Here is a 20,230-nt window from a genome sequence, read left to right as displayed (position 1 = left end):
GTCGTGCTGCCCACCGAGAACCGGCTGAGGCGGCGCGAGGACTTCGCGACCGCGGTACGACGGGGGCGCCGGGCCGGACGCCCGACGCTCGTCGTCCACCTACGAAGCGGTGCCACGGACCCGCACGCGCCTGGGGAGAGCGCTCCCCCGACGCGTGCGGGTTTCGTCGTGAGCAAGGCCGTGGGCGGCGCCGTCGTGCGCAACACGGTCAAGCGCCGACTGCGGCATCTCCTGCGTGACCGAGTCGCCCTTTTCCCGCCCGGTAGCCTGGTAGTCGTACGAGCGCTGCCCGGCGCGGGCGACGCCGACCATGCACAGCTGGCCCAAGACCTTGATGCCGCCCTTCAACGGCTGCTGGGAGGGGGCGCGCGATGAAGTACCCGCTGCTGGCTCTGATCAAGCTGTACCAGTGGACGATCAGTCCTCTGCTGGGGCCGGTCTGCAAGTACTACCCGTCGTGCTCCCACTACGGCTACACGGCCATCGACCGGCACGGCGCGATCAAGGGAACGGCGCTCACCGCCTGGCGGATCCTCCGGTGCAATCCGTGGTCGCTCGGCGGTGTGGACCATGTGCCACCGCGCAAGCGTCCGCGGTGGCACGAGATGCTGCGCGACGCCTGGCGTGCACGCAGGGGCGGGCCCTCCGCCGCCGAAACGGCCACCGGGGACAATCGTTCCCCGAGCCCGGCCGCAGAGACACCGTCCCATGCCCAAGGAGCATGATTAGTGGACACGATTGCCAGCCTCTTCAGTTTCATCACGACACCCGTCTCCTGGGTCATCGTCCAGTTCCACAAGGTGTACGGCGCCGTCTTCGGTCCGGACACCGGATGGGCCTGGGGCCTGTCCATCGTGTCCCTGGTGATCCTGATCCGCATCTGCCTGATCCCGCTCTTCGTGAAGCAGATCAAGGCGACCCGGGCCATGCAGACGCTGCAGCCCGAGATGAAGAAGATCCAGGAGCGCTACAAGAACGACAAGCAGCGCCAGTCCGAAGAGATGATGAAGCTGTACAAGGAGACGGGCACCAACCCGCTCTCCTCGTGCCTTCCCATCCTGGCGCAGTCCCCGTTCTTCTTCGCCCTGTACCACGTGCTCAACGGCATCGCGTCGGGCAAGACCATCGGTGTCATCAACGACTCGCTGCTGGAGAGCGCCCGTAAGGCGCACATCTTCGGCGCCCCGCTCGCCGCCAAGTTCAAGGACGGCTCCTCCACCATCGAGGCCCTCGGTGCCTCGGTGACGGACGTGCGGGTCGTGACCGTCATCATGATCGTCCTGATGTCGGCCTCGCAGTTCTTCACCCAGCGCCAGCTGATGACGAAGAACGTCGACACCTCGGTGAAGACCCCGTTCATGCAGCAGCAGAAGATGCTGATGTACGTCTTCCCCATCATGTTCGCCATCTTCGGCATCAACTTCCCCGTCGGTGTCCTCGTCTACTGGCTGACCACCAACGTGTGGACCATGGGCCAGCAGATGTACGTCATCCACAACAACCCGACGCCGGGTTCGAAGGCCCAGGCCGCGTACCTGGAGCGCCTGTACAAGCGCGTCACGCACCACGGCGGCACCCGCGGACGGGGCGAGCGCGCCATCGTCAAGGCCATCGTCGCCAAGGGCCGCGACCGCAACGAGGCCGAGCGCAAGTTCATCAACGGGCTGAGCAAGGCGGGTTTCGCCGCCCAGGCGGACGGCACCATCGTCAAGAGCGAGGCCCGGGCCGTCGAGGGCACGGAGGACGGTGGGACCACCACCGCGGCCGCCGCCAAGCGCCAGCAGCCCAAGCGGCAGTCCAAGTCGCAGCGCCAGTCCGGCGTCAAGGCGGCCGGCGAGTCCGCCCTCTCGCTGTCCAAGACCGACGAGCCGCAGGACGACGAGCCGCCTGCCGCCGCTGCCCCGCAGGCCGCCCCGAAGCAGCCCACCGCCAAGCAGCCCGCCGCCAAGACCGGCAGCGGCCGCAGCAAGGCGCAGTCCGGGCAGCGCAAGGGTGGCCCGCAGCGCCCCAAGTCCCCGTCCAAGAAGTAAGAAGGAGCCCATCCCGTGACGGAAGGCACCACCTCCGCTGCCGCCGAGGGTGCAGACGCCCTGACCCGCCTGGAGCAGGAGGGCGAGATCGCGGCGGACTACCTCGAGGGTCTGCTGGACATCGCCGACCTCGACGGCGACATCGACATGGATGTCGAGGCCGACCGCGCCTCTGTGTCGATCATCAGCGACACGGGCAGCCGCGACCTCCAGAAGCTGGTCGGCCGCGACGGCGAGGTGCTGGAGGCGCTTCAGGAGCTGACGCGCCTGGCCGTGCACCGGGAGACCGGCGACCGCAGCCGGCTGATGCTGGACATCGGGGGCTACCGCGCCACGAAGCGCACCGAGCTCTCGGAGCTGGGCGCCAAGGCAGCGGCCGACGCGAAGAACAGCGGCGAGCCGGTCAGGCTGAAGCCGATGACGCCGTTCGAGCGCAAGGTCGTCCATGACGCGGTGAAGGCGGCGGGCCTGCGCAGCGAGTCCGAGGGCGAGGAGCCGCAGCGCTTCGTCGTCGTGCTCCCCAACTGACGCGGTACCTGCACCACCCCGCGGCCCCGTCTGTTGCGCAGACGGGGCCGCTCTTTGTCAGCCTGATAGTTCTGATGACCGGCGTGAGAAGCGCCGGTGCGGTACGGAAGGACGGTCCCCGTGACGGAGGCAGCGGAGCTCCCCCCTGCGCCCGAGCAGGCTCGCGAGGTATTCGGTGATCGCTTCGCTGATGCGGTCCGGTACGCCGAGCTGCTGGCCGAGGCAGGCGTGCAGCGCGGGCTGATCGGCCCGCGGGAGGTGCCCCGCCTGTGGGAGCGGCACCTGCTGAACTGCGCGGTGCTCTCCGAGGTCGTGCCCGAGGGCGTGACCGTGTGCGACGTCGGCTCCGGGGCCGGACTCCCCGGCATCCCCCTGGCGCTCGTCCGGGAGGATTTGAAGATCACGCTGTTGGAGCCGCTGTTGCGCCGCACCAACTTCCTCACCGAGGTCGTCGAGCTGCTCGGCCTGGACCACGTGACCGTGATGCGCGGCCGCGCCGAGGAGGTCATGGGCAAGCTCACCCCGGTCCACGTGGTGACGGCCCGCGCCGTGGCGCCCCTGGACCGGCTGGCCACCTGGGGCGTCCCGCTGCTGCGTCCCTACGGCGAGATGCTCGCCCTCAAGGGGGACACGGCGGAGGAAGAGCTGAAGAGTGCGACGACCGCCCTGAGCAAGCTCGGCGCCGTCGACACCTCCATCGTCCAGGTGGGCGAGGGCGTCGTGGATCCCCTGTCCACGGTCGTCCGGGTCGAGGTCGGGGAGAGCCCGGGCGGGGTGCGCTTCGCGGCCAAGCGGGCGAAGGCCGCACGGACCGGACGGACGCGGCGCCGACGCTGACCCGTACTCCACACAAGCTGCCCCACCCGTGTCTGACGGAGTGTCGCGAGAGTTCGGTCGTCGGCGCTGTGCATCGTGTTTCACGTGAAACGTCGCTCACTGCTGCACGGCATCATCAGTCGGGGCCGCGCCGCGGCCGACCCCCGCGACCGCAAGCCCCTCGGGTCCCTCGATGAGGGGGCGGAGTTGTCCACAGAGGTGGATTTCTCCACAGAACACCAGGCCTCACTGGTTCATGACCCCGAAGGCATGGGAGGCTCTGTTCATTGCGAGCCTGAAGTCGAGGAGAGTGAATCCTTGCGGTCCGACGCCAACATCGCGGGACCGATGACCGATCCGGTCCCCGGTCCCCGTACCGAGTCGATGGGGGAGGATGTTTCACGTGAAACGCCGCCCCCGATGGACGACACTCCGATCGGTCGTGCTGCCCAACTGGCGGTAGAGGCTCTGGGCCGTGCCGGCGAGGGCCTGCCGCGGCCCGAGCAGACGCGCGTGATCGTGGTCGCCAACCAGAAGGGCGGGGTCGGCAAGACCACGACCACCGTGAACCTTGCTGCGTCCCTGGCCCTGCACGGGGGCCGGGTCCTGGTGGTCGACCTCGACCCGCAGGGCAACGCGTCCACGGCTCTCGGGATCGACCACCACGCCGAAGTTCCCTCGATCTACGACGTGCTGGTGGACAGCAGGCCCCTTTCCGAGGTCGTCCAGCCGGTCCCCGACGTCGAAGGCCTCTTCTGCGCTCCCGCCACGATCGATCTCGCCGGTGCGGAGATCGAGCTGGTGTCCCTGGTGGCCCGCGAGAGCCGGCTCCAGCGAGCGATCCAGGCGTACGAGCAGCCCCTTGACTACATCCTCATCGACTGCCCGCCCTCCCTCGGCCTGCTGACCGTCAACGCCCTCGTGGCGGGGGCCGAGGTCCTCATCCCGATCCAGTGCGAGTACTACGCGCTGGAGGGCCTGGGACAGCTCCTGCGCAACGTCGACCTGGTACGGGGGCACCTCAACCCCCACCTGCACGTGTCGACCATCCTGCTCACCATGTACGACGGCCGGACGCGCCTCGCCTCCCAGGTCGCGGAAGAGGTGCGCACCCACTTCGGTGACGAAGTGCTGCGGACGAGCATTCCCCGCTCCGTCCGCATCTCCGAGGCACCGAGCTACGGACAGACCGTGCTGACCTACGATCCCGGATCGAGCGGCGCCCTGTCCTACCTTGAGGCGGCACGAGAGATCGCGCTGAAGGGTGTCGGCGTCAGCTACGACGCCACCCACGCCCACATCGGCGCCCAGAACAATCCGAGCATGGTGGAGGGGATCCAGTGAGCGAGCGACGGAGGGGGTTGGGCCGTGGGCTCGGCGCGTTGATCCCTGCTGCTCCGACGGAGAAGAACCCGGCCGCGGCAGCGGTGGGAGGCGGCGCGCCCGTGTCCCCGGCTGCCGTCCCGGTACTGACGGACCGCGGGGTGGCCGCGGCCAGGGTGGCGACGCTGCCGCCTGTTCCACGTGAAACACCAGAGGGGCCGTCGACGAGCAGCGCCGCGGAGGTTCCCGCACCTCCCGTGGGTGCGCACTTCGCGGAGATCCCTCTCGACGCCATCACGCCCAACCCGCGTCAGCCGCGTGAGGTCTTCGACGAGGACGCGCTCGCCGAACTGATCACCTCCATCAAGGAGGTCGGCCTCCTCCAGCCCGTCGTCGTACGGCAGCTCGGCCCCGAGCGCTACGAGCTCATCATGGGCGAGCGGCGTCTGCGGGCCAGCCGCGAGGCGGGGCTGGAGGCGATCCCGGCGATCGTCCGGGAGACGGACGACGAGAAGCTTCTCCTGGACGCGCTCCTGGAGAACCTTCACCGGGCCCAGCTCAACCCGATCGAAGAGGCGAACGCCTACGAGCAGTTGCTGAAGGACTTCAACTGCACCCATGACCAGTTGGCGGACCGCATCGGACGCTCCCGTCCGCAGGTCTCCAACACGCTGCGCCTGCTGAAGCTGTCGCCGGCCGTGCAGCGTCGGGTGGCGGCCGGAGTGCTCTCGGCCGGGCACGCGCGAGCGCTGCTGTCCGTGAACGACCCGGAGGAGCAGGACAGGCTGGCGCACCGCATCGTGGCCGAGGGGCTGTCGGTGCGGTCCGTGGAGGAGATCGTGACCCTGATGGGGTCGCGGCCGCAGTCGGCCCAGCGGGCCAAGGGGCCGCGCGCCGGCGCCCGGGTCTCCCCGGCGCTCACCGATCTCGCCACCCGGCTCTCGGACCGCTTCGAGACGCGCGTGAAGGTCGACCTCGGGCAGAAGAAGGGGAAGATCACCGTCGAGTTCGCCTCGATGGAGGACCTGGAGCGGATCCTCGGCACGCTCGCCCCGGGCGAGGGCCCGGTGCTGCACAAGGGTCTCGCGGAGGGCGGCTCCGACGACGCGGAGTCCTGATCGGACGTCGGCCGGGCGGACACCGTCCGGCCGGGAGCGGGCCCTGTCCGGTGTGTACCGGAACAGGGCCCGCTCTTTGCTTTTAGTCAGTTTCGACGCAAACACATCGTGGATACGCTCAAGGAACGGAGTGCTCCGACGGCCGCCCGCGGTGCTGTGGGCGAAGGAAGCGAGGAACAGCCTTCATGGGGCGACGGCTCGTACCGCTCACGCTGGACAACCTCCAGGACCTCCCCCAGCGCTGCGGCTCGTGCGTCTTCTGGGAGCTGGACCCCGTCAGCGGCGAAGCAGCGGTGAAGGGCGGCACGGCCACGCTGGAGAAGGAAGCCTGGATCTCCGCCGTGCTGCTGGACTGGGGCTCCTGCGGCCGGGTCGTCTACGTGGACGACGCTCCGGTGGGCTTCGTGCTCTACGCCCCACCCGCGTACGTCCCCCGGTCGTCGGCGTTCCCGACGAGCCCGATCTCCCCGGACGCGGTGCAGCTGATCACGGCCTTCATCCTGCCGGGCTACCAGGGGCAGGGGCTCGGCCGGGTGATGGTGCAGACGGTGGCGAAGGACCTGCTGCGGCGTGGCTTCAAGGCGATCGAGGCGTTCGGGGACGCCCGGTGGAAGGAGCCCGCCTGTCTGCTGCCGGCCGACCACCTGACCGCGGTGGGCTTCAAGACGGTGCGGTCCCATCCGGCCCATCCTCGGTTGCGGCTGGAACTGCGCTCCACGCTCTCCTGGAAGGAAGACGTGGAGATGGCACTCGACCGGCTCCTGGGAGCGGTGCAGAAGGAACCGGCGCTCCGGCCGCTCTGAGGGTGATGACCGATCGGGGATGACGAAGGGGCCGCCCCTCAGGGGCGGCCCCTTCGTGTGTCACGGTGTTTCACGTGAAACATCGGGCCGTCGATGGACGGCTCCGGGCGTCACTCAGCGAAGAACGCCTCGAGGTCGCGCAGGAGCGCGGCCTTCGGCTTGGCACCGACGATGGTCTTGGCGACCTCGCCGTTCTGGTAGACGTTGAGCGTCGGGATGGACATGACGCCGTACTTGGCCGCGATCCCCGGGTTCTCGTCGATGTTGAGCTTGACGATCTCGATCTTGTCGCCGTGCTCGGCGGCGATCGCCTCGAGCGACGGGGCGATCTGGCGGCACGGGCCGCACCAAGCGGCCCAGAAGTCCACCAGGACGGGCTTGTCGCTCTTGAGCACGTCCTGCTCGAAGGAGTCGTCGGTCACGTTCTTCAGGTCGGCCACGGCGGGCTCTCCTTCACTGGTCGGTGCGTGGGGCGGGAAGGGGGGTCAGACGGAGGTCTTCTCGGGCTCGGCCTGCTGCTCGGTGTCGGCCAGGGCGGCGAGGTACCGCTCGGCGTCCAGAGCGGCGGAGCAGCCGGTGCCGGCAGCGGTGATGGCCTGGCGGTAGGTGTGGTCGACCACGTCGCCCGCGGCGAAGACACCGGTCACGTTCGTCCGCGTGGACGGGGCGGCGACCTTCAGGTAACCCTCCGCGTCCAGGTCGAGCTGGCCCTTGAAGAGCTCGGTGCGCGGGTCGTGGCCGATCGCGATGAACAGGCCGGTGACCGGCAGGTCGGACAGCTCGCCGGTTTTGACGTTGCGCAGCTTCAGGCCGGCCAGCTTCGGGTCGCCGTGGATCTCGGCGACCTCGCTGTCCCAGACGAACTTGATCTTCGGGTCGGCGAAGGCACGCTCCTGCATGGCCTTGGAGGCGCGCAGGGTGTCCCGGCGGTGCACGATGGTCACGGACTTGGCGAAGCGCGAGAGGAAGGTGGCCTCCTCCATCGCGGTGTCGCCGCCGCCGATCACGGCGATGTCCTGGTCCTTGAAGAAGAAGCCGTCACAGGTGGCACACCAGGAGACACCGCGGCCGGAGAGCGCGTCCTCGTTCGGCAGACCGAGCTTGCGGTGCTGCGAGCCGGTCGTGACGATGACGGCCTTGGCACGGTGGACGGTGCCGGCGGTGTCCGTGACGGTCTTGATGTCACCGGTGAGGTCGACGGAGACGATGTCGTCCGGGATGAGCTCGGCGCCGAACCGCTCCGCCTGAGCACGCATGTTGTCCATGAGCTCGGGGCCCATGATGCCGTCCTGGAAGCCCGGGAAGTTCTCGACCTCGGTGGTGTTCATCAGCGCACCACCCGCGGTGACAGCACCCTCGAACACCAGCGGCTTCAGCGACGCGCGCGCGGTGTAGAGCGCCGCCGTGTAGCCGGCGGGCCCGGAGCCGATGATGATCACGTTTCGGACGTCGCTCACGGCTGGATTCCTCGTCTCTGGTCTACGTCAGTTCGACCGGTGGGAGTTTCTTGAACTCTCACCCCACCCAACGGATCCTAAGGGGCGTGCATTCCCGGTGTGTCCGGGCACACGGAGGGTGGCGGGGGCCGTCGGGACAGTGTTCCAGGACGGGAAAGATCAGGGACGGGCGTAGGTGCGCTCCAGCAGCACCTTGGGATGAACGCCGGGGTGCTGTACGCAGCTCGTGTCCACCAGGTAGGCGGTGACCTGACCGCTGTCGGAGGTGTGGGGCAGCACGACGAGGAGCACGTCGCGTCCCTCGTAGACGCCGGTCTGGGTGGCCAGGGCCGCCTCCTCGCGCCCGATGCCCCGCTGGACACACGCGGGCACCGTGGGCTGTGTGAAGACGCGGGGCGGCTCGGACTCGCCGTCCAGGCCCAGGGTGTGCGGTGATCGGGAGCCCTGGCTCTTCGAGAGCAGAGCGGTCACCTGATGCTCCAGCGCACTCCGGGAGAAGGTGTCCGCGGCGGTGGCGTGGGTGCTGGTCGCCGTGGTGCCGCTGTCCCCGCCCCCGCTGAGCGAGGCCACCAGCACCGAACCGAGGCCCAGCGCGGCCGCGCCGAAGACGGCGCCCAGGACAGCGATCTTGCGGCGTCCGGGGCGTCGGCGCTCCTTGCGGCCCGGTCCGGTGGAAGAACTCCGGGCATGTCCCGACGGCCGGTCGGGCGCCGTCGCCGATGTTTCACGTGAAACAGTCGGCGTTTCACGTGAAACATCAGCCGTGACGCCGCTCGCCTCGGAGGACCGGGCCGGGTCCAGCGCCTCGGCGTCGAGCAGGGCTTCGGCGGCCAGGGCGGCATCGATGCGCTGAGCGACGTCGTCCGGCATGCGGGCCGGGCCGGGAAGCGTGCCGAGCAGCCCGCGGATCTCCTCCAGCGAGGCGTGGACGTCGGCGCAGAGGTCGCAGGCCGCCAGGTGCCGGCGGATCTCCTCGCTGCGGGACGGGCTGAGCAGGCCGTCGGTGAGATCGGAGATCTCGGTGACGTCCGGGTGCCCGGTCGTGTCCGTCGTCGATGTCACGCTCGCCCACCTCCGCCCTTCACTGCGGCTGAGTCGCCTGTTCCGGCCCCACCCGGACCCTCACCGCGAGGGTCCGCTGCGGGTGGGACGGATGTCCCCTGCGCCCGGTTCCGTCCCGCGCCGGGTTCTTCTTCGCCGTGGGCGCCTTGTTTCTCGTCCTGCCCGGGGCGGTCGGGCCGGAGATGGGTCAGCAGGGGCAGGAGTCTGGCTCTGCCCCGGGCGCAGCGGCTCTTGACCGTGCCGACCGGCACATCGAGCACGCGGGCGGCTTCGGCGACCGGGTAGCCCTGCATGTCCACCAGGACGAGGGCGGCCCGCTGGTCAAGGGGAAGGGTGCCGAGCGCTTCCAGGAGCTGGCGGTGCAGGTCGTTGCGCTCCGCGGGGGCCGAGGCCGACTCGTGCGGCTCCAGGAGCTGTTCCAGGCGCTCGGTGTCGTCGACCGGGGCGGTCTTGCGGGAGGCGGCCTTGCGGGCCCGGTCGAGGCAGGCGTTCACGGTGATCCGGTGCAGCCAAGTCGTGACGGCCGAGTGGCCCCGGAAGGTGTGGGCGGCCCGGTACGCGGAGACGAGGGCGTCCTGGACGGCGTCGGCAGCCTCCTCGCGGTCGCCCAGGGTACGCAGCGCGACGGCCCACAGCCGGTCCCGGTGCCGTCGCACGATCTCACCGAAGGCATGGGGGTCGCCTTGCAGGTGCCGGGCGAGCAGGTCCTGATCGCTCACACCGTCGTACCCGCCGCCCTCGGCCATCGGACCCCCTCCCCGCTCGGCCTAGCTGGTCACCTTGATGTCCGCCACACGGCCGCGGTAGGTGCCTTCCTCGGTCATCGGCAGCTTGGTCAGCCAGACCAGCAGGTAGCGGGTCTTCACGGACTGGCCCGGCTTGAGGGTCACGGTGGTGCCCGTCCCCTCCGCGACCTTGGTGAAGGCCTCGAACGTCGTCGGCTCCGACCCGGCGTCGGCGGACGCGGTGCGCAGTTCGACCGAGGTGGAGCCCACGAAGGTCACGGTCACCTTGCCGACCTGCTGGACCTTGCCGAGGTCCAGGACGACACCGAGGCCGGGCTTGAGGTTCCCGAACGCGGCGCCCTGGTAGAAGTTCGTCTGCCAGTAGGTCGCCGTGCTGTCGTCGTACGTCTTGCTTATGTCGGCCGGCTTCTCCGACCCGTCACCGAACGGGTCGAAGTCCCGGGCGCCGGCGATGGTGAGGGGCCGGCTGATGGGCTTGACCGGGCTCTTGTCGTTGCCGTCCGTGGTCTGGGTCTGGTTGCTGTCGTCGGACTGGTTGCCCTGGTCCATGAGGGCGTCCGCGAGCTGCCAGCTTCCGAGCCCCAGCGCGGCGATGAGGAGGGCCGAGACGGCCCACTTCAGGGCCCGGCCGGTGCGGCTCTGCAGGGCCGGCGGCGCGGTGAGCGGCTGCGCGCCGCCCGCGGGGGCGGGGCGGCCGTACGTGCCCTGCTGGTACGTCGTGCGCTGGTACTCCGGTGGCGCCGTGAACGCCGGCTCGGGCGGGCGGATGCGGGGCATCTCACCGATCGCCTTGACCAGTTCCTCGGGCGTCGTGCACGCGGCCTCGTGCCGCGAGGCGGTCGCCCCGTCGTTGGCGAGGGCGCGCATGGCGAGCTCGGACAGCCCGCGGTGGACGCCGGCCCGCACCTGGTCCGGCGCGATGAGGCCGATGTACTTGGGCAGCCCGGACAGTCCGTAGGCGTCGTTCTCGTACGGCCAGCGCTGGGTGAGTGCCGCGTACAGCAGGGCGCCGATCGCCTCGGTGTCCGTGCGCTGGGGCGTCTGCGAGGAGACCCCGCGCAGGGCCGCGTTGACGGCGAGACCACGGATGCGCCACTGGCCGGTGGAGGTGCGCAGCACGGCGTTGGGGTTCAGCCGCAGGTGCGCCAGGCCCTCGCGGTGCGCGGCGGCCATGGCGGCGGCGACCTGACTGACCATCTGGTAGGCGTCGTGCGGTTCCAGCGGTCCCGCGGCGAGGAGGGTCGTCAGCTCCGTGGCGTCGGGCAGCCACTCGTGGACGACGTAGACGACGTCGTTCTCCTCGACGGCGTCCAGCACCTGTACGAAGCGCGGGTCGCCGAGCAGCGCGGAGGAGCGGGCGGCGGCGAGGACGGAGCGGGCCCGCGAGTGGTCCGCGGGCAGGATGTGGACGCCGACGGCACGCCGGAGTTTCTCGTCGACCGCGCGCCAACTGCTGAACCCGTCCAGACGGGTGACGCATTCCTCGAGCCGGTAGCGTCGGGCGAGCTTGTGGCCGCTGTGCAACTCGGGCGGTGAGGCCTTCCCGGGACGCTCGGTCCCCCCGCTCCCCTGTGCCTCGTCGTTGTCCGTGTCCCGCTCCCGGTTCGTGGCCACCCCGTCGGCCGTGGCCTTGTCCGCCTGTGCGGTCAGCGGCTCGTCACCGCTGTTGTCTGCCACGTCGACGGCAGCCGTGCTCCGTTCCGCCACCGTCGTTCCTGCCTCCCCATCCAGTGCGTGCCCTGCGACCTCGAGCACGCCGTCCGACGCCGAAACCAATTGTGCCCACAGTCCGACGCTATGCACGACACGCGGCGGCGGACGATGGTTGTGCGCCTACCCCCCGACTCAGCGACCCAGGCGTCCGCGGACGGTACCGACGAGCGAGTTGAGCTCCTCGATGCGCATCCGGCGGGCGCCGACGTAGAAGACGGCCAGCAGGACGGCCCCGCCGGCCAGCAGCGCGACGAAGGACCCGGCGGCCCCCTGGCCCAGGGTGCGTCCGATGCCGTAGCAGGCCGCGCCGCTGAGCAGGGCGGCCGGGACGGAGGCGATGCACAGCCTCGCGTACGTCCGCAGCACCCGCGCGCCGTCCAGGTCGCCGCCGAGCCGCTTGCGCAGCCGGTTCCAAGCGACGCCGACGCCGATGGCGTAGGCGAGCCCGTAGGAGGCGGCCATGCCGACCACGGCCCAGCGGGCCGGCAGGACGAAGAAGCACACGGTCGAGGCGCCGGCGTTGACGGCGGCGACGATGACCGTGTTGTAGAAGGGCGTCCGGGTGTCCTCGTAGGCGTAGAAGGCGCGCAGGACGACGTACTGCACCGAGTAGGGGATCAGGCCGAGGCCGAAGGCCATCAGCATGTACCCCATGTTGGTGGCGTCGCTGGTGCCCGACGAGCCGAAGATCAGGGTGCACATCGGGATGCCGAGCGCGAGGAAGCCGAAGGCGATCGGCACGATCGCGACGGCCGTGGTGCGCAGCCCCTGGGAGATGTCCTCGCGGACGGCGCCGCCGTCGCCCTCGGCGGCCGAGCGGGAGATGCGCGGCAGCAGCGCGGCCATGAGCGAGACGGTGATGATGGCCTGCGGCAGGCCCCAGATCAGCTGGGCGTTGGCGTAGGCGGCGAAGCCGGTGCCGTCGACGGGCGAGTCGTGACCGGCGGCGGTGGACAGCTGGGACACCACGAGCGCGCCCGCCTGGTTGGCGAGGACGAACAGGAAGGTCCACTTGGCGAGCGTGACGGCCTTGCCGAGGCCGTGGCCCCGCCAGTCGAAGCGCAGCCGCATCCGGAAGCCGGTCTCCCGCAGGTACGGGATCATCGCGAGCGCCTGGACGACCAGACCGAGGAGAATGCCGACGCCGAGGAGGCGCTGTCCCTCGGCCGGGATGGTGGTGACCTGCATGCCCGAGTCGGCGGCGGTGCCGTAGACCCAGATGAACATGCCGAGCGTCACGATGATGACGATGTTGTTCAGGACCGGCGTCCACATCATCGCGCCGAACTTGCCGCGCGCGTTGAGGACCTGTCCCATCACCACGTGGACGCCCATGAAGAAGATCGAGGGCAGGAAGTACTGCACGAAGGTGACGCCGACGTCGTTGGCGGCCGGGTTGCTGGCGACGCTGTCCGACAGCAGCCGGATCAGCAGCGGCGCGGCGAAGATCGCGGCGACGGTGAGCAGGCCGAGCGCCACCATGACGAGCGTGAGCAGCCGGTTGGCGTAGGCCTCGCCGCCGTCCTCGTCCTCCTTCATGGCGCGCACCAGCTGCGGCACGAACACGGAGTTCAGGCCGCCGCCGACGGTGAGGATGTAGATCATCGTCGGGAGCTGGTAGGCCACCTGGAAGGTGTCGCCGAGCAGGCCCACGCCGAGCGCGGAGACGATCAGCGCCGAGCGGATGAAGCCGGTGAGCCGGGACACCATCGTGCCGGCGGCCATGACGGCGCTGGACTTCAGCAGCCCCCCGGCCCGGCCGCCCTTCTTGGCGGCCGGAGCGGCAGCCGCGACGGGGGCGGTGGCTTCGGCGGGCGTGGTGCCCAGGTTCATCGTCCGGTCGTCGGCGGGCGCCGACGCCGCGGCGTACTGCTGTACCGGACCCGGTCCGCCGGGGGCCGCGGCGGGGCCGGGCACCGACGGGGAGTCCGCGAGCGGGCGGGTGCCGCTCTGCTGCTGGTCGCGGAAGAGGTGCGCGAAGGCGTCCGGCTCGTGCTGCTCCTCACCGGAGTGCGACACCAGGTCGTCCACGCCCACGTACTGGGTGGTGCGCGGGTCGTCGCCGTAGGGCAGGTACTGGGTGGCGCCGTCCGGCTCGGGCGCCGGGGTCTGCGCCCACACGCGCGGGTCGGGCGCGTACGGCGACTGCTGCGGCCGGCCGTACAGCGGCTGCTGCGGCTGCTGGTACGTGCCGGGGGGCGGCGGGGGGTGCGAGGCACGGTCGTAGAGCGCCTCGGCGACGGGGTCCTGCGCGGTGAGGTCCTGCGCGCGGTAGGGGTCCTCGTCGTAGGCGTCCTGGAGGTACATGTCCGCGGGGTGCTGCTGGGGCACCTGGCCGTGCTCGGGCGGCGGGCCGTCGGGGTACCCCGAGCTGCCCGCGGCCTGACCGCGGTCACCGTCGTACGGCGCGTTCATGGTTACCCCACCTCATCGTTCCGGGCCGCCGGCCACGACATCCTCAACGGTCCACTCTCTCACCCGTGCCGGACGGGTCGGCGCTTTCCGCTGCGGTGTCCGCTGTCCCGTCACTCGGCTGCTGCGGGTCGTCCGCCCGGGGGCGGGCGGTGGCCTCCTCCGGGAGACGGTCCCCGGTGTCCTGCGGGTTCCCGGCACCACCGGCGGGCTCGTCGGCCGCCTCGGTCCCGTCCGTGCCGTCGTCCTCCGGCGTCTGCTCCGCCTCACGGGCGGCCGCGCGCTTGCGCTGGGTGTACATCCGGAAGCCGGCCAGCACGAGCAGCAGCACACCGCCGCCGATGACCAGCATCACCGTGGCCGTGATCTCGGTGACCTTCACGTCGAACGTGACCGGGGCGCCGTACGCCTGGCCGTCCTGCGTGTAGAGCTGGGCGACGAGCGTGGACTGGCCGTTGGCGTTGGCCGAGGTGGTGAACTTCACCGTGGTGCTGTGCCCGCCGGAGACGGCGATGGGCTGCTCGTCGTAGTCCTTGCCGCTGATCTCCAGGCGGGTCGGGTTGGTGGAGCTGAGCCGCAGCACCAGGTGCCCGACGCCCTGCACCAGGTTGTTCTGCACGGTCACCGGGATGATGGCGCTGCGCCCGGACAGCTTCGTCGGTGACTTGTCGATCAGCCTGACCCGGCCGGCGAGCGTGTCGAGATAGCTGCGCACCGCCTGGCGGAACTCGCCGGCCGCGCCGGACCGGCCGCGCCACGACGCGGACATCTCCCGGTTGACGGCCCGCCCGAAGGGGGTCACCACCCGGGACTGGTCGCTGAGGATCACCTTGAAGCGGTCGAGCCGCTGCTGCGTGGTGGCGATCTCCTGGAACGCGGTCCGCGGAAGCTCCTGCTTGCGCAGCGCGGAGGGGTACGCCGAGCGGGAGGGCACCTTGGTGGTGGCGTCCGGGTCGGGCTTGGCCTTGGCGGTCGCGGTGAGGTCCTGGGGCTGCGACCAGGTGCTGCCCTGCAGCGCCGACACCGCCTCGGCCATCGCCCGGGCCTGCCCCGCGGTGAGCAGGCGCTGCGGCGCGACGACGACGCTGCGCTGCTTGTCGGTCTGCAGGCCGAGCGCGAGGCTCTGGGCGAGGAACTGCTGCACGGCCAGCGTCGCCGCGGACGCCTTCGTCAGGTCACCCTCGAAGGCCCGGGACAGCCTGCTGTCCGCGACGACCGCCGTGGTGCCCCCGCCGATCGGGCGGGCCGCGGACGGCGTGTACGCCAGACCGCCGGTCTCCTGGAGGCTGTCGCTGCGGGCGATGACCTTGTCGGCACCCGCGGAGGTGGCGACCTTGACGATCGACGGGTCGACGGCGCCCTGCACGGGCCAGGCGAAGTCGGTGCTCGGCGTCACGTGCAGCACGGTCTCCACCGTGGTGGCGGCGACGTCCGTGGCGGCCTTCAGCTGGCTGAGCGAGCCGGCGACGCGGGTGCCGTTGTGCGCGAGGGAGGCCAGGTCCGGGTCCGCGAACGGCAGGGCCACGACCTCCTTGCCGGTCACCGCGTCCTGGAGCTTGGCGAGCCACTGCTGGGCGACGGCCTGGTGCGTGCCGGGCTCGGTGGTGTCGCTGTCGACGCGGAGGCGGTAGCCGCCCGCCATGGCGTCCACGGACGCCAGCAGGTCGGGGTCGATCACCCAGGTGACGTCGAGGTCCTTGCCGAGGGCCAGAAGCTGGTCCAGGCGGCCGCCGGGGGCGATCTCCGTGGCGAGGTCGTCGTCGAGGAACACCGGCGTCTGCTGCTGGTTCGAGCCGGTCTCCGCCGTCATGTGCACGCTGGAGACGAGCGGCCACAGCACCGTCGTCCTGGTCGTCGTGTCGGCCTCGTCGGCCTGCCAGGGCAGGAAGGTGCGCTGGATGCCCAGCACCTGGTCCCACGGCTGGGCGGACGTCTCCCCGGACAGCGCGACCCCCAGCGGGTAGACGCCGTCCCCGCCCAGGTCGAGCTTGTCGACGGGCACGGAGATCGTGAAGTGCTCGGCGACGCCGGGCGTGAGCTTGTCGAACTCCGCCTTGTACGCGCCGCCCACCTCGGTGCCGTCGGTGCCCGGCAGCGCGTCGGCCCGCCGGGCGGCGTCGGCGATCGCCGACCGCGTGGTCAGCGCCGACCCCACCCGCAGGTCGACGTGGGCGTCGGTGACGGCCTGCTTGCCCTTGTTGGTCACGGTGCCGGACACGGTCACCGTGTCCCCGTCGGTGGGGGCGCTGGGGGTGAGCGAATCCACGGACACGGCCACCGAGCCGGAGCGCGAGGCGTCCCGCGCGCCCTCCGCGCCGGCCGCCTGTGCGGAACCGGCCGCGGGCAGCTGGAGCAGCCCGGCCAGCAGGGGCGCTCCAGCGAGCAGTGCTCCGGTGCGCCGAAGCCACCGGCGGGCAGGTGAGGGAGTCGTCCCCGGGGTGTCTGCCGCCTCGGCCACGCGTTCGCCGTCCCTCGTCGTCGTCAGTGGTCGTCGGAATGTGCGTCCACGCATGGTAACGAGGTGCGCTGAGAGGAAGTGCCGCGGAGTCCTCCGCAAGATCAGCAAGAGGCCGCCGGTCCGTCCTCTATGTGCACGTATAAAGAGGAGCGCCGCCGAACACCACAAGCGCTGATCTTGTGGGTGTATCGAGGGAGGTGTCCGGCCCTGCCGCGGTCGGACGGCCCGGCCCTCGTCGGGGCGCGGGGCGCCTCCGGGGCCACGTACCCTTTCCTGTTGTGCCGAACGCCAACGAAGACAACACCAGTGCCCTGAGCCAGGCGCAGCACCGCGCGGTCAACGAGCTGCTGCGGGTCGCGCCGGTCGCCGACGACCTCGCCCGCCGCTTCCAGGCCGCCGGGTTCTCGCTCGCCCTGGTCGGCGGTTCGGTCCGGGACGCGTTGCTCGGGCGGCTCGGCAACGACCTGGACTTCACCACCGACGCGCGCCCCGAGGACGTCCTGAAGATCGTCCGTCCCTGGGCGGACGCCGTGTGGGAGGTGGGGATCGCCTTCGGCACGGTGGGTGCCCAGAAGGACGGCTACCAGATCGAGGTCACGACCTACCGGTCGGAGGCCTACGACCGCACCTCCCGCAAGCCCGAGGTGTCCTACGGCGACTCCATCGAGGAAGACCTGGTGCGCCGTGACTTCACCGTGAACGCGATGGCCGTCGCGCTGCCCGAGAAGGAGTTCGTCGATCCGCACGGCGGTCTCGGTGACCTCGCGGCCCGGGTGCTGCGCACGCCGGGCACGCCCGAGGAGTCGTTCTCGGACGACCCGCTGCGGATGATGCGGGCCGCGCGCTTCGCCGCCCAGCTCGACTTCGAGGTGGCCCCGGAGGTCGTCACGGCCATGACGGACATGGCCGACCGCATCGGCATCGTCTCCGCCGAGCGGGTCCGGGACGAGCTGAACAAGCTGATCCTGTCCGCCCACCCCCGGCAGGGCCTGACCCTGCTGGTGGACACGGGCCTCGCGGACCGGGTGCTGCCCGAGCTGCCCGCGCTGCGGCTGGAGAGCGACGAGCACCACCGGCACAAGGACGTCTACGAGCACACGCTGATCGTCCTGGAGCAGGCGATCGACCTGGAGCAGGACGGCCCCGACCTCACGCTCCGGCTGGCCGCGCTGCTGCACGACATCGGCAAGCCGCGCACGCGGCGCTTCGAGAAGGACGGCCGGGTCTCCTTCCACCACCACGAGGTGGTCGGCGCGAAGATGACCAAGAAGCGCATGACCGCGCTGAAGTACTCCAACGAGCTGGTGAAGGACGTCTCCCGGCTGGTCGAACTGCACCTGCGCTTCCATGGCTACGGCACCGGGGAGTGGACGGACTCGGCGGTGCGCCGCTACGTCCGGGACGCCGGCCAGCTGCTCGAGCGCCTCCACAAGCTGACCCGGTCCGACTGCACGACCCGCAACCGGCGCAAGGCGGCCGCACTGTCGCGGGCGTACGACGGGCTGGAGGAGCGGATCGCCGAGCTGCAGGAGCAGGAGGAGCTGGACGCCATCCGTCCCGACCTCGACGGCAACCAGATCATGGAGGTTCTGGGCGTCGGCCCGGGCCCGGTCGTCGGCAAGGCCTACCAGCACCTGCTGGAGCTGCGGCTGGAGAACGGCCCGATGGAGCACGACGACGCGGTCGCGGCCCTGAAGGAGTGGTGGGCCGCTCAGGGCTGAGGAACGCAACGGGGTCATGTTTCACGTGAAACATGACCCCGTTGCCGTGCCGCCGTCGTGCTGTCACCCGGGTGCGGGGCGGTGTTTCACGTGAAACATCACCGCGCGGTGGGTGTCCTACTTGGCGTAGTCCTTCAGGCAGAGCAGGAAGTCGCTGCCGTCGCCGGACTCGGTGTAGGTGTACTCGAAGTCCTTGGCCTCGGCCTCGCACTTCGTGGAGGCGGTCACCTCGCCCGCGTACTTGCCCTTGATCTTGGCCAGTACGACGTACTGGGCCTTGGACGACTTGCAGTCGACGACCTCGAGGTCCGGGTCGGTGTCGGAGTTGCTCCCCCGGTGCATGCAGTCGCCGACCGCGGCCGTGTCCGCGTCGTCCCGGCTCGCTATGTAACCGCCGACCGCCACGCCGATGACCACGACGGCGATGACGATGTTCTTGATGAGCTTGAAGCTCACCTTGCGGCGGGGCGGCTGCGGCGCGGGGACACCCTGGTTGGGGAACGGGGCGTAGGGCGCCTGGCCCGGCTGCTGCGGCTGGCCCTGGGCGTAGGGGTTCTGGTCCTGCGCGTAAGGGTTCTGGCCCTGGGGCGGCGTCGTGGTCACGTAGGGGTCCCCCTGTGAAAAGTTGGTGGGCGCTCAGATAAGAAGCGCATAAGACGCACGTAAGTTACCGGCCACCACTGACACCGCTGACACCTGAGGGGACTCTGTGGCTCGGATGTGACACTCAGCGGCGTCCAAAGCGGGCCATAGCCGCCGCAACCGCTCCGTAGATCACGGCGATCGTTACCACCAGGGCCGCCGACCGGCCGTCCGGTGGGAGCATCAGGGCGGCCACCCCGGCGGCGCCCACGAAGGCGACGTTGAACAGGACGTCGTAGAGGGAGAAGACCCGTCCGCGATAGCCGTCCTCGACGCCGGACTGGACGAGGGTGTCGGTGGCTATTTTCGCCCCTTGCGTCACGAGCCCCAGCAGGAAGGCGAGGACGAGGACGGGGCCCTGGCGGAAGGGCAGCCCGAGCACCGGTTCCAGGACGGCCGCCGCGGCCGCGCACACGACGGTCCAGCGGACCGGGCCCAGCCTGCCCGCCGCCGACGGCGTCACCAGGGCCGCCACGAAGAAGCCCGCGCCGGAGACGCCCACCGCCAGCCCCAGCAGCGCCAGCCCCGCGTCCGGGTCGGAGCCGGACGACCAGGCGTAGCGGCAGAGCATCAGCACCATCACGGTCAGCGCGCCGTAGCAGAACCGCATCAGCGTCATGGAGCCGAGCGCCCACGCCGCCGTCCGGCGCCGCGGCTCGGTCAGGTGCCGCACCCCGGCCGCCAGACCGCTCGCCGTGCCCCTGAGCGCCGCCGACAGGCGCGGGCGCACCAGCGCGCGGTCGGGACCGAGCAGGTCGGGCGCCATGCGCAGGGAGGCGAGCGCGGAGCACAGGTACAGGCCGGCCCCCAGCAGCACCACGGCGGCGTCGGAGTCCGCCGCGACCAGCCGTACGACGAAGGCCAGTCCGCCGCCCGCGGTCGCGGCGAGCGTCCCGGCGGTCGGGGACAGGGAGTTCGCCAGGACGAGCCGCTCCGCGTCCACCACGCGGGGCAGGGCCGCGGACAGCCCGGCCAGGACGAAACGGTTGACGGCTGTCACGCACAGCGCGGAGACGTAGAACAGCCAGTCGGGGACCTGCGCGACCATCAGGGCCGCGGTGGCCGTCGCGAGCGCGGCGTGCAGCAGGTTGCCGTACAGGAACACCTGCCGGCGGCGCCAGCGGTCCAGCAGCACGCCGGCGAAGGGGCCGACGAGCGAGTAGGGCAGCAGCAGGACCGCCATGGCGGAGGCGATGGCACCGGCCGAGGCCTGCTTCTCGGGGGAGAAGACGACGTACGTCGCGAGCGCCACCTGGAACACGCCGTCGGCGCACTGGGAGAGCAGCCGTACGGCGAGCAGGCGCCGGAAGGCGCCGAAGCGCAGCAGAACGCGCAGATCAGGGACGACGGCCATGGCGGACAGCCTCACACACGGCAGGGTCCCCGGATCGAGTGACCCGG

Annotated in this window: 18 protein-coding genes; 9 read left to right on the top strand and 9 right to left on the bottom strand. The window is 70.8% G+C overall.

Features of this window, described 5'->3' with window-relative positions; genetic code table 11:
- Window positions 1–3: 3 nt before the first annotated feature.
- The 8 genes from rnpA (at window position 4) to E4U92_RS01855 (ending at window position 6,618) form a co-directional block, all read left to right on the top strand.
- Window positions 4–375, top strand: coding sequence for a ribonuclease P protein component (rnpA, locus tag E4U92_RS01890; RefSeq protein WP_137298464.1), 372 nt, complete (start codon window positions 4–6; stop codon window positions 373–375).
- Window positions 372–725, top strand: coding sequence for a membrane protein insertion efficiency factor YidD (gene yidD, locus E4U92_RS01885; protein ID WP_079084355.1), 354 nt, complete (start codon window positions 372–374; stop codon window positions 723–725). Before rnpA ends, yidD begins: the two co-directional genes overlap by 4 nt.
- A 3-nt stretch (window positions 726–728) precedes the next feature.
- The gene (gene yidC, locus E4U92_RS01880; RefSeq protein ID WP_137298463.1) at window positions 729–2,030 is read left to right on the top strand and encodes a membrane protein insertase YidC; all 1,302 of its coding nucleotides are present in this window, start codon (window positions 729–731) and stop codon (window positions 2,028–2,030) included.
- Window positions 2,031–2,045: 15 nt separating this feature from the next.
- Window positions 2,046–2,558 carry a Jag family protein gene (locus tag E4U92_RS01875; protein WP_137298462.1) on the top strand — a complete coding sequence of 171 codons (513 nt, stop codon included), beginning with the start codon at window positions 2,046–2,048 and terminating at the stop codon, window positions 2,556–2,558.
- A 120-nt stretch (window positions 2,559–2,678) separates the two neighbouring features.
- Entirely contained in the window at window positions 2,679–3,395 is a 717-nt protein-coding gene (rsmG, locus tag E4U92_RS01870; protein WP_137298461.1) for a 16S rRNA (guanine(527)-N(7))-methyltransferase RsmG, read from the top strand.
- A 249-nt stretch (window positions 3,396–3,644) separates the two neighbouring features.
- Window positions 3,645–4,718: a ParA family protein gene (locus tag E4U92_RS01865; RefSeq protein ID WP_137298604.1), complete on the top strand. Its 1,074-nt coding sequence runs from the start codon at window positions 3,645–3,647 to the stop codon at window positions 4,716–4,718.
- Window positions 4,715–5,815, top strand: a complete 1,101-nt coding sequence (locus tag E4U92_RS01860) for a ParB/RepB/Spo0J family partition protein (RefSeq protein WP_137298460.1) — start codon at window positions 4,715–4,717, stop codon at window positions 5,813–5,815. Before E4U92_RS01865 ends, E4U92_RS01860 begins: the two co-directional genes overlap by 4 nt.
- Before the next feature lie 185 nt (window positions 5,816–6,000).
- Window positions 6,001–6,618 carry a GNAT family N-acetyltransferase gene (locus E4U92_RS01855; RefSeq protein WP_137298459.1) on the top strand — a complete coding sequence of 206 codons (618 nt, stop codon included), beginning with the start codon at window positions 6,001–6,003 and terminating at the stop codon, window positions 6,616–6,618.
- Window positions 6,619–6,728: 110 nt separating this feature from the next.
- On the opposite strand, the gene trxA is transcribed toward E4U92_RS01855, so the two are convergent.
- The 7 genes from trxA to E4U92_RS01820 form a co-directional block, all read right to left on the bottom strand.
- A complete protein-coding gene (gene trxA, locus E4U92_RS01850; protein ID WP_137298458.1) occupies window positions 6,729–7,058 on the bottom strand; it encodes a thioredoxin in 330 nt (109 codons plus the stop codon).
- 45 nt (window positions 7,059–7,103) lie between these two features.
- Complete coding sequence (trxB, locus tag E4U92_RS01845; RefSeq protein ID WP_137298457.1) at window positions 7,104–8,075, bottom strand: thioredoxin-disulfide reductase; 972 nt, start codon at window positions 8,073–8,075, stop codon at window positions 7,104–7,106.
- 159 nt (window positions 8,076–8,234) lie between these two features.
- Complete coding sequence (locus E4U92_RS01840) at window positions 8,235–9,137, bottom strand: anti-sigma factor family protein (protein ID WP_137298456.1); 903 nt, start codon at window positions 9,135–9,137, stop codon at window positions 8,235–8,237.
- Complete coding sequence (gene sigM, locus E4U92_RS01835) at window positions 9,134–9,883, bottom strand: RNA polymerase sigma factor SigM (protein WP_137298455.1); 750 nt, start codon at window positions 9,881–9,883, stop codon at window positions 9,134–9,136. The genes E4U92_RS01840 and sigM overlap by 4 nt, the downstream gene beginning before the upstream one ends.
- A gap of 21 nt (window positions 9,884–9,904) precedes the next feature.
- Window positions 9,905–11,590, bottom strand: coding sequence for a protein kinase family protein (locus tag E4U92_RS01830; RefSeq protein ID WP_137298454.1), 1,686 nt, complete (start codon window positions 11,588–11,590; stop codon window positions 9,905–9,907).
- A gap of 138 nt (window positions 11,591–11,728) precedes the next feature.
- Window positions 11,729–14,011, bottom strand: coding sequence for a murein biosynthesis integral membrane protein MurJ (gene murJ, locus E4U92_RS01825; protein WP_137298453.1), 2,283 nt, complete (start codon window positions 14,009–14,011; stop codon window positions 11,729–11,731).
- A 43-nt stretch (window positions 14,012–14,054) separates the two neighbouring features.
- Window positions 14,055–16,466 (bottom strand): DUF6049 family protein, encoded by a 2,412-nt coding sequence (locus tag E4U92_RS01820; RefSeq protein WP_137298452.1) that lies wholly within the window; start codon window positions 16,464–16,466, stop codon window positions 14,055–14,057.
- Between the two features lie 278 nt (window positions 16,467–16,744).
- On the opposite strand from E4U92_RS01820, the gene E4U92_RS01815 reads away from it, so the two are divergent.
- On the top strand, window positions 16,745–18,187 hold the full coding sequence (locus tag E4U92_RS01815; protein WP_137298451.1) for a CCA tRNA nucleotidyltransferase: 1,443 nt from the start codon (window positions 16,745–16,747) through the stop codon (window positions 18,185–18,187).
- A 117-nt stretch (window positions 18,188–18,304) separates the two neighbouring features.
- Here the strand turns inward: E4U92_RS01815 and E4U92_RS01810 are convergent, their stop codons facing one another.
- A complete protein-coding gene (locus E4U92_RS01810) occupies window positions 18,305–18,790 on the bottom strand; it encodes an LppU/SCO3897 family protein (RefSeq protein ID WP_137298450.1) in 486 nt (161 codons plus the stop codon).
- Window positions 18,791–18,914: 124 nt separating this feature from the next.
- Complete coding sequence (locus E4U92_RS01805) at window positions 18,915–20,183, bottom strand: MFS transporter (RefSeq protein WP_137298449.1); 1,269 nt, start codon at window positions 20,181–20,183, stop codon at window positions 18,915–18,917.
- Window positions 20,184–20,230: the final 47 nt, after the last annotated feature.

It is taken from the genome of Streptomyces galbus (genome assembly GCF_005280195.1).
Lineage (GTDB): Bacteria > Actinomycetota > Actinomycetes > Streptomycetales > Streptomycetaceae > Streptomyces > Streptomyces galbus.
This window is presented reverse-complemented; position numbering and strand designations above follow the sequence as displayed.

Bases quoted from the DNA above. Each gene is read 5' to 3' on its own strand.
- E4U92_RS01805 (WP_137298449.1), bottom strand. From the start codon at position 20,183: ATGGCCGTCGTCCCTGATCTGCGCGTTCTGCTGCGCTTCGGCGCCTTC.
- sigM (WP_137298455.1), bottom strand. From the start codon at position 9,883: ATGGCCGAGGGCGGCGGGTACGACGGTGTGAGCGATCAGGACCTGCTC.
- murJ (WP_137298453.1), bottom strand. From the start codon at position 14,011: ATGAACGCGCCGTACGACGGTGACCGCGGTCAGGCCGCGGGCAGCTCG.
- E4U92_RS01855 (WP_137298459.1), top strand. From the start codon at position 6,001: ATGGGGCGACGGCTCGTACCGCTCACGCTGGACAACCTCCAGGACCTC.
- E4U92_RS01865 (WP_137298604.1), top strand. From the start codon at position 3,645: ATGGGAGGCTCTGTTCATTGCGAGCCTGAAGTCGAGGAGAGTGAATCC.
- yidD (WP_079084355.1), top strand. From the start codon at position 372: ATGAAGTACCCGCTGCTGGCTCTGATCAAGCTGTACCAGTGGACGATC.